This is a genomic window from Candidatus Bathycorpusculum sp. (genome assembly GCF_009778815.1).
GTDB lineage: Archaea > Thermoproteota > Bathyarchaeia > Bathyarchaeales > Bathycorpusculaceae > Bathycorpusculum > Bathycorpusculum hydrogenotrophicum.
In genome coordinates, this window is the sequence record NZ_WRFL01000091.1 from 1 (window position 1) to 7,621 (window position 7,621).

Here is a 7,621-nt window from a genome sequence, read left to right on the forward strand (position 1 = left end):
GCTATATTGGCTGTACTTGTTGTGCTCATTGGCGTTTACCCGACGTTCTTTATGCAGTTAATTCAAACGGTGACATTTGGATAGGTGAAAAAGCATGGTGACAATCTTTGACGTAATATTACCCCTCTTTACTCTGATAGTTGCAGCTCTGCTGACTATCCCCGTCTTTAAACTCATCCGAAAAAGTAACTATAAAACCGGCCTATCTCTGGCTTGGGTTTTATCAGTCTTTATAATTGCAGGCTTAACTATAGCCAATCTTGCATTCTCCTACTACAGCACAGCCAACCCCGAACCCCTCAACCTCACCCTAGATGGCTCCTCAAACCCTGTTGCTTCTGCTTTTCTAGTCGATGCCCTATCCATCTATATGGCTATCATCATGATCGCTATTGCGGCTGTAGTGATGATCTATGCCGTATTGTTTGTTAACTCTGATGATCGACCCTCTGATCGATACATTGCTGTTATGATAATCTTGACAGGTGCCCTAATCGGTGCAGTGTTGGCGGGCGATCTTTTAACGTTCTTTATATTCTGGGAAGCCGCAACAGCTGCTGCGGCATTTCTGATGCTATACCGCAAGACTACTTTTAGCCTAAGTGCCACCCTCAAATACCTAATCATGGTCATTATCGCCTCTGCTTTTGTGCTCTTGGGATTATCAATTGTTTATAGTCTAACCGGTACACTCAACTATATCGCTCTTCGAGGCGCCATAGGCGGCATAGCCGGTTCTGATCTGAATCTGCTCATAATCTCTTTCATTTTCATCGCCGCCGGCTATGCAATCGAAGCTGCCATCGTGCCCTTCCACTTCTGGCTACCTGACGCATACACCGCTGCCCCCGCTCCCTCCGCGGCATTTCTCTCCTCACTTGTAGACCAAGGTAGCTACTACATCATCATCCGAATTCTCCTCTTTATTATACTACCACCCTCAGTCGGAGGCGCATTCAACTGGACCCTGATGCTAGCCATAATGGCTGCCCTAACCATAATAGTTGGCAACGTCTTAGCGCTTATACAAAACAATATCAAACGATTAATCGCTTACATCTGCGTAGCAGACGTTGGCTACAACCTCATCGCCATCACAAGCACCACCCAACTTGGCCTAACTGGTAACCTATACTTCTTCCTCATCGGCGGCTTAACAACTGCACTTGCTTTCATGGCTATAGGCATCATCAACCGTTACGGCTTCCGTACCTTAGATGACTTTGCAGGTGTAGGTAAAAAAATGCCCTGGGTCAGTCTTGCTCTAGTAATAGCCTGTCTTAGCTTCGCAGGTGTTCCACCCCTGGGTGGGTTTATCGCAAAATACTTTGTATTCACCGCCGCCATCAGCGCTGATCTAGCCTGGCTTGCAATCATTGGTGTATTAACAAGTGTGATCCAAAGTGCTTACCTCTTCCGTCTTATCAACGTCATGTATGGCAAAACACCCAAAAACGGCGACACTACCCCCATCAAAGAAAACCTGTACCTGCTCATTCCTGTTTTCCTATTAGTCGTTGCTATCTTCATCTTAGGCTTATTCCCTGAAACTGTGTTGCACCTAGTGCAACCGATAATGAACCAACTACCTTGGACCCCTATCATTCCCTAACTTTTCCCTTTAGATTTTTTTATCCTTTTTCTAATTTCTAAAGTCAGTAAAAATGTGGCATTCGGTTTTCTTTTATCATCTGGTAGAGTATCAGAAAGAAAATAAACGCAACCCCAACACATATCCTAACCGTAGATAACTTTACGCTATATAGCAAATGTAGCGCAAGCATAACGATGCTGGCTATACTTGTTAATACGGTTATCCATAGCGACATAGCTTTGTATTCGCCGTATATTCTTTCAAGTTTAGCTATGAAGGGCCATGAAAACCATAAAATAGATCTTTAAGCCGTAGCGATCCTGAAGTATATGGGATTTTGCTTTTAGCCGCATTCTCACCTGTGATTTTCATCCATTTTGGATACATAACTACACAGATGATGGCGGATGTCGTCATAAAAATCAACGCCAAAATATATTGACCCACAACAGCTATCACCACTGCAAGACTTAGCGCACCCCAAAAAATGCCATTTGTATAATATATCTTGTTTTTTGTTTTTTAGCTTGCCGTAGACTATTAACAAACATAATTGTCGATGCGACCAGCATAGGCGTGCATGCAAGCAAAATAAGCAGTTGAACCCCTAAATCCAACTCTGTGGATGCTTGTAAGGTATGCAGAAGTATGGTTGCAAACCAAATTCTATTCATAGCGTTTTATCGACATTATTTTTGAGTACTAATCTATAAAAAGTATGGCTACTTTGATAATTATAGTGGACTCGACGGAAATCTCCCATAATGTCCGTTTATATTTTTATTTTGTGTTATTCAAGTTGTTGGTTGTATCTGCTATCTATTTCGATCTGTTGTTATGCTGTTCTGTGTAGATTTTTATTTTCGGATTTGTCCGTTGCCCACAATGATGTATTTTGTTGTGGTGAGGTGTTGGAGGCTCATGGGTCCGCGTGCGTGTAGTTTTTGGGTAGATACACCAATTTCTGCGCCTAAACCGAATTGGTTGCCATCGGTGAAGCGGGTGGAAGCATTCCAGTAGACCGCGGCGGAATCGATCTCTTTTAGGAATTGTGTGGCTGTGGCGAAGTCTGGGGTTAGGATGCTGTCACTGTGATGAGTGCTGTATTTGTTTATGTGGGTGATGGCTTCGTTTATGTTGTTGACGACCTTGATGGCAATGATAAGGTCAAGGTATTCTGTGTACCAGTCTTGCTCAGTTGCGGCTTTCACGTCAGGTACAATTCTGCAGGTTTCCTCATCACCGCGGACTTGTACACCCTTTCTGTGTAATTCTGCAATTATGGTTGGTAGATAGGTTTGTGCAATGTTTTTGTGTACGAGGAGTTTTTCAGTGGCGTTGCAGACCCCGGGACGTTGCACCTTTGCATTTATGATAATCGGGGTGGCTTTCTCTAAATCTGCGTCTTGCTCAACGTAGATGTGGCAGTTGCCTGTCCCGGTTTCGATAACTGGAATCCGTGACTTCTCAACCACAGTGTTGATCAGGTCTGCTCCTCCTCGGGGAATCAGCACATCGATGTATTTGCGCATGCCCATCAGCTCTTCTGCGGCACTGCGATCTGGTGAGTTGATGATTTGGATCGCATCCACTGGAACATCGGTGTTGGTTAGGGATTCTCTTAGGGTGTTGCCGATGGCAATGTTTGAGTTGAGTGCATCGGTGCCGCCGCGCAGAATTACGGCGTTGCCTGATTTGATGGTGATGCCTGCGGCATCAGAGGTTACGTTGGGTCGGGATTCATAGATTACTCCCACAACGCCTAGGGGTACGCGGATTTGGCTGATGATTAGTCCGTTGGGTTGAGTTGTTGTGGCAAGAACGGTGCCGATTGGGTCGGGTAGTGCGGCGACTTCTCGGAGTTCGTTTGCCATGGTTTTAATTTTCTTTTCATCTAGTGAGAGGCGATCTAGTAGTGCGGCTTTGAGGCCTCGGGTTTTGGCGGCTTCTACGTCTAGTTTGTTTGCCGCTAAAATTTTTTCTGTACTAGTTTCTAGTGCATTTGCCATGTTTAGCAGTGCCGTATTTTTAGCCGTTGTTGAGAGTTTGCCCATCTCGTAGGCTGCGGTTTTGGCTTTGATGCATATTTGTTCTATTTGGCTCATTTTTATTCCTCTGTTAGGTGGATGTTTCGGCGTTCGATGGCCTCTTTGGGTTTATCTGAGCCCAGTTTGTTGTGTACATCTGATACTTGAAGTCCTTTAATTATGTTTAACTGTGTGCTGCTAAAGTTGGGGGTGCCTTTTGCGAATTCTGCGTTCTCATCGGAGAGGCTTACCACATCTCCTTCGTTAAATGTGCCGACAACTTTGGTTATGCCCACTGGTAGCAGACTTGAGTCTTCTAGGATTGCTTTTTTTGCGCCATTGTTTACATAGATGGTGCCTTTTACGGCGGCGCCATAGGCAATCCATCGTTTCATGGCGGGCATGCGGCTTTGGGGTTTGAAGTATGTACCCACTTCTTTACCGGATAGAATTTTGGCGATTATGTTTGGGTGTCGGCTGTTAGCGATGATTACGGGGATGCCGCATTGGGTGGCGATTTCGGCGGCTTTGAGTTTGCTCTGTATGCCACCTCTGCCGCGTTTACTTTTTCCTTTTAGGGATTCTTTTAGTTCGTTTGTGATTGTATCTACGGCTTTAATGAGTTCTGCGCCGGGTTCGGAGGGATCAGCGGTGTAGAGGCCCTCAACATCTGATAGGATAATAACCAGGTCTGCTCCGACGGCGCCGGCGACTAAAACTGAGAGGATATCATTGTCGCTAAAGTTGGTTTTATAGCCCTCGGCATGCATTAACTCATCGACACTGGTTACGTCGTTTTCATTGATGATGGGTACGACGCCGATTTTAAGCAAAAGACTCAGAACATCACAGGTGTGTACATATGATGTACGGTTGGAGAGGTCTTCAGCTGTTAGTAATATCTGTGCGACTTTTAGGTTGTGTTTTTTGAAGAATTCGCGGTATAGCGTCATAAGTACGCTTTGGCCTGTGGCGGCTGCTACTTGTTGGAATGCCACGTCTTTGGGTTTGGGGGGGATTTCTAGTTCTGCTATGCCTGCTGCGACTGCGCCGGAGGTGACAAAGACGATTTTGTCGCCTTGTTTTGTGGCGGTTGCAATTTGGTCTGCCAAGCTTTGCATTTCAGTTTGGTCTAGTTTGCCTTCGCTTGTGGTTATACCGTTTGTGCCCACTTTAACAACGATTAATCTTTGTGGCATCCATCATCATTCCCTTGGCTATATATTCTTATTTGAATATGTGCGGCTTGCTTAAAAATGCAACTAAGCGGATTTAGCGATGGAATTGTGTAGTCTGGGATGGTTTGGCAATCAAACGATAAATTATTTAATTCGCTTCGAAAAATATATAAGTAAACTGAGCGAGGGATGTTCCACATGTATGCTGCCTTTCAGTCTCTGACTTCTTTAGATAACCCAGCTGTATTTTGGGTTGCCCCCATAGCCGGAATTATTGCCATAATCGTTTCCCTTCTCCTGATGCGTAAAATTAACAAAATTAGTCCCGGATCCGCAAAAGCCATCGAAGTTGGGAACGCCATACGTGAAGGAGCATACGCCTTTCTAAAGAGGCAATACAAAACCATTAGCGTAATTATTGTTGTATTATTTGCACTCATAGCCGTTGCGTTAGGCATAGGTACCGCTGTGGCCTTTCTAATCGGTGCTGTTTCCTCCCTGGCAGCTGGCTACATCGCAATGGATAACGCAACAAAAGCAAACGTCCGAACCGTAGCCGCAGCTAAAAACGGTCCCAACGCAGCCCTGCAAACCGCATTCTACGGCGGCGCAACCATGGGCTTTGCAGTTGTCGGTTTATCTTTATTGAGCGTAAGTTTATTGTTTTTAGCATACGGCGGCTGGGACGTACTATTTAGCGGCACATTTGCCATAGGCAACAAAACAGGCATCGCCGCCGCAAGCGCCATAGTCGGCATGGGCTTTGGAGCCTCACTTGTTGCCTTGTTTGCACAATTAGGAGGCGGTATATACACCAAAGCCGCAGATGTTGGCGCAGATCTTGTTGGCAAAGTTGAAGCCGGAATTCCCGAAGATGACCCCCGCAACCCCGCCGTCATAGCAGACAACGTCGGCGATAACGTCGGCGATAGTGCAGGCCGCGGCGCAGACCTCTTTGAATCTGCAGTCGGTGAAAACATCGGTGGCATGGTCATCGGCGGTCTAGTTAGTGCCGCAACCGGTAACATCATCTTTCTAATCTTCCCCCTAATTGTCCGCGCTTTAGGCATCTTTGGAACCCTAATCGCTGTACCCTTTGTGAAACTAAATCCCAACGAAGTCCACACACCCATGAAAGCACTTCGCAAAGGCCTAAACGTATCAACCATCTTTTCAGCCATAATGTTTCTAGTAGCCTCCATCGCCTTCTTTGGCAGTGCCTGGTACTACATCTTTGGTTGCCTGCTAACCGGTCTTATCGCAAGCGTGCTTATCGACCAAATAACTGACTACTACACAGGCCGAGACAGAAAACCCGTCCGACAAATCGCAGAATCCAGCCAAACCGGCGGCGCAACAAACATCATAACCGGCATCGCCGTAGGCCTAGAAACAACCGCCCTCCCAATAATCACCCTAGTAATCGCATTGTTAACATCCTATGTGCTAGGTTCCCAATTTGCACTAACAGTTGGCATTGATTCCTACACAGGCGGAGTCTATGGCACCGCCCTTGCAACCATGGGCATGCTAGCAGTCATGGGCATGGTCTTAGCACTCGACGGATTTGGCCCCATAGCCGACAACGCCGCAGGCATCGCAGAAATGTCAGGCGAAAAAACCGGCATAGAAACCATGGAAGCCCTTGACGCAGTCGGCAACACAACCAAAGCCCTAACCAAAGGCTTCGCCCTAGGCTCAGCACTCCTAGCAGCCCAGCTGCTATTCCAAACCTACGCCGAAGAAGCCATGACCCAACTACACCTCACCTCATTTGCAATTGATATCTCCCAACCAGCCATCCTGGTCGCTGCCTTCATAGGTGCTATGATCCCCTTCCTGTTTAGCGCACAAGCCATCAGCGCAGTCGGCAAAGCCGCCACCAAAATGGTTAATGAAGTAAGACGCCAATTCAAAGAAATCCCAGGTATCATGGAAGGCACCGGCAAACCCGACTATGGCCGCGCAGTAGACATCAGCACCAAAGCCGCCCTAAAAGGCATGGTCATCCCAGGAGTCATCGTAATCGCAGTTCCCCTCATCGTCGGGGTTCTGCTAGGACCCCTCGCAGTTGGCGCATTAGTCATCGGAGCAACCCTAACAGCTGTCCCCTTGGCCCTCTTTATGAACACAGGCGGCGGCGCATGGGACAACGCAAAGAAATTCATAGAAGCCGGACACTTCGGCGGTAAACGTAGCCCAGCACACTCCGCAGCAGTCGTAGGCGACACAGTAGGCGACCCCCTCAAAGACACAGCCGGACCAAGCCTCCATGTCCTCATCAAACTCTTAAGCACACTAGCCATTGTCTTCATACCCCTGTTCGTAGGATTGCTTAGCGGTTCTCTACTCTAAGCCAACCCAGGAAGTTCCTTTTCCCAACCCTTTCTTATTCTTGGTTACACAATCACTGCATAGTGTAAACGACTATTGGCGTGAAAAAGTTGAAACCACAAGTTGTCATTCAAAGATATTATTTCCCCATAGAAGTCTAACAATAAGACACTTTGTTCGTACACTGAGCATTAAATCAAATTATCAACGTTAACTATTTGTGATATTCAATGTTTACGCAAAAGATAAACAAAGACATAGAACTATTTGCTGTCCAATTTGTTTGTTTGTTATGTTGGAGTAAACTACATATCCATACAGAACTATATCTACACGGTGGTGGGTGTCTTGTCCCAAAATAATTTCCCCCCCCACCTTTGAGGTATCTTACAACTCACCATTTCACCATCTAAACTGTCTAGCAGCTATACCCAGCCACACCTCAGGCCACAAACGGCTGACAAACGCCATATTAGGCGACTCCGCAA

Annotated in this window: 4 protein-coding genes; 2 read left to right on the forward strand and 2 right to left on the reverse strand. The window is 46.4% G+C overall.

Features of this window, described 5'->3' with window-relative positions; genetic code table 11:
• Positions 1–94 precede the first annotated feature (94 nt).
• Positions 95–1,612, forward strand: a complete 1,518-nt coding sequence (locus FWF39_RS11445; RefSeq protein WP_343383571.1) for a proton-conducting transporter membrane subunit — start codon at positions 95–97, stop codon at positions 1,610–1,612.
• 839 nt (positions 1,613–2,451) lie between these two features.
• Here the strand turns inward: FWF39_RS11445 and FWF39_RS11450 are convergent.
• Complete coding sequence (locus FWF39_RS11450) at positions 2,452–3,699, reverse strand: glutamate-5-semialdehyde dehydrogenase (protein WP_343383572.1); 1,248 nt, start codon at positions 3,697–3,699, stop codon at positions 2,452–2,454.
• 2 nt (positions 3,700–3,701) lie between these two features.
• On the reverse strand, positions 3,702–4,820 hold the full coding sequence (proB, locus tag FWF39_RS11455; RefSeq protein ID WP_343383573.1) for a glutamate 5-kinase: 1,119 nt from the start codon (positions 4,818–4,820) through the stop codon (positions 3,702–3,704).
• A 177-nt stretch (positions 4,821–4,997) separates the two neighbouring features.
• On the opposite strand from proB, the gene FWF39_RS11460 reads away from it, so the two are divergent.
• Complete coding sequence (locus FWF39_RS11460) at positions 4,998–7,154, forward strand: sodium-translocating pyrophosphatase (RefSeq protein WP_343383574.1); 2,157 nt, start codon at positions 4,998–5,000, stop codon at positions 7,152–7,154.
• Positions 7,155–7,621 lie beyond the last annotated feature (467 nt).